Origin of the sequence: Micromonospora echinofusca, assembly GCF_017614955.1 — a bacterium.
In the GTDB taxonomy this organism is placed as follows: Bacteria; Actinomycetota; Actinomycetes; order Mycobacteriales; family Micromonosporaceae; genus Micromonospora; species Micromonospora echinofusca_A.
The window spans coordinates 1-1,901 of record NZ_WVUH01000602.1; the positions used below are offsets into that span (position 1 = coordinate 1).

Annotated in this window: 2 protein-coding genes; one reads left to right on the forward strand and one right to left on the reverse strand. The window is 73.4% G+C overall.

Going from position 1 to position 1,901, the window contains the following annotated elements:
- The coding region (locus GSF22_RS33185) for an SPFH domain-containing protein (RefSeq protein ID WP_208817857.1) at nt 1-1,095 on the reverse strand (1,095 nt) is incomplete at its 3' end.
- Between the two features lie 77 nt (nt 1,096-1,172).
- Here GSF22_RS33185 and GSF22_RS33190 point away from each other — a divergent pair.
- Nucleotides 1,173-1,889 (forward strand): NUDIX hydrolase, encoded by a 717-nt coding sequence (locus tag GSF22_RS33190; protein ID WP_208817858.1) that lies wholly within the window; start codon nt 1,173-1,175, stop codon nt 1,887-1,889.
- Nucleotides 1,890-1,901: the final 12 nt, after the last annotated feature.

A 1,901-nucleotide genomic window follows, 5' to 3' on the forward strand; every position in this document is an offset into this window, starting at 1 on the left:
GGGCCCGGGGTCTCCGCCGGCCGACGTCCCGCTGCCACCGCCCGGGGCGAGCCGGGTGAGCAGGTCGGTGAGCACGTCCGGGGTCACCGTGAGCTGGCCGATCGAGGGCAACTGGCCGGCGAGTTCGCGCAGCGCGAGAGCCTGGAGCACCCCGGCCGGCAGTTGGGCGTACCCGGACAGCTTGGCCGCCTCCGCGTCGGCCTCGGCGAGACCGACCTCGCGTACCCCCTCGGCGCGGGCGGCGGTGAGGGTGCGTTCCTTCTCGGCCTCGGCGCTCGCCAGCACCCGCGCCCGCTCGGCGGCTGCCGCGTTGACCACCTTCTCCCGTTCCGCCTTGCCCTGCGCGGCGGCCAGCTCGGCGGCGGCGTCCAGTTCGGCCTTGCGCCGGGAGTTCGCGCCGTGCTGCTCGACCAGTTGCTGCTCCCGCCGGGCCAGCTCGATCTTGTTCTGCAACTCGTTCTCGGCGATGGCCCGTTCCTGTTCGACGGCCTGGGCCCGGCGGGCGTACGTGGCCCGGTCGGCCTGGACCTGCACCGCCTCCCGGGTGGGCGTCTGGAGGGCCCGCTCCAGTTCGGGTTCGGGACGGATCGCGACCACCCGGGCGCTGACCACGGCGACCCCGACGTCGGCGAGCCTCGGCTCGTCCCGCAGGGCGGCCGAGACCGCTTCCCGGACCGGGGCGATCCCGGTCAGCGCCTCGGCCAGCGGCACCCGGGCCAGCAGGTCCAGCGCGGGCTGCTGGGCCAGCTCGGCGAGGAGGGTGGCGATCTGGTCCAGCGGCCGGGAACGGGGCCTGCCGGTGCGCGGATCGATGGAGAAGTCGAGGCGGGCCGAGGCGAGCGCCGGGTCGGCCACCCGGTAGGTGACGGTCGCCTGGACGGTGACGTCGGCGAAGTCGGCGGTGTGCGCGTGGAACAGCAGCGGCAGCTCACGGTCGTCGACCGGCACCTCACTGAGCACGGCGGTGAGCGGCCGGTACCAGAAGCTCTGGCCGATCCCCTCCCGGCGGACCCGGCCCCGGTAGTGGTGGCGTACCCAGCTCGTCGGGGCGCCGCGCAGGTGTCGCAGGAACAGTCGGCGGGTCACGTCGGCCATGGTCTTCTCACCCTCCTATTTTCGTCTATCCGACGATAAGCATCGTGGTACTTTCTCGTCAAGGTGGTGATAACTCAATGGATCCGCAGGCCGACTACCCCCCGTTCGCCGTCACCGTGGACCTGGTGGTCCTGACCGTCCGCGCCGACCAGCTCAGCGTCCTGCTGGTCCGCCGGGCCATCCCGCCACACCGGGGCGCCTGGGCACTACCCGGTGGTTTCGTCCACGCCGACGAGAAGCTGGCCGACGCCGCAGCCCGGGAACTGGCCGAGGAGACCGGGTTGACCGGCCCGGTCGGCCACCTGGAGCAGCTCGCCACGTACGGCGACCCGGGGCGGGACCCGCGCGGCCGGGTGGTGACCGTGGCCCATCTCGCCCTCCTGCCGGACCTGCCCACCCCGGTCGCCGGCACCGACGCGGACTCCGCCGAATGGCAGCCGGTCGACCGGGTACGCACCGACCGGCTCGCCTTCGACCACGCCCGGATCCTCGCCGACGGGGTGGAACGCGCCCGGGCCAAACTGGAGTACACCCCGCTGGCCACCGCGTTCTGCCCACCGGAGTTCACGGTGGCGCAGCTCCGCACGGTCTACGAAACGGTCTGGGGTACCCGCCTCGACCCGCGCAACTTCCACCGGAAGGTCACCGGTACCCCCGGCTTCGTGACCGCTGTTGGCCGGGCCACCGAGGGTGACCGGGGCCGGCCCGCCCAGCTCTTCCGACGTGGCCTGGCAACCCTGCTGTACCCGCCGATGCTCCGCCCCACGACCCCGCACGGGAGGGACCTCCGTTGACGCTTCCGGTAG

Excerpts from the sequence above, each read along its gene's own strand:
- GSF22_RS33190 (WP_208817858.1), top strand. The coding sequence starts at position 1,173 with ATGGATCCGCAGGCCGACTACCCCCCGTTCGCCGTCACCGTGGACCTG.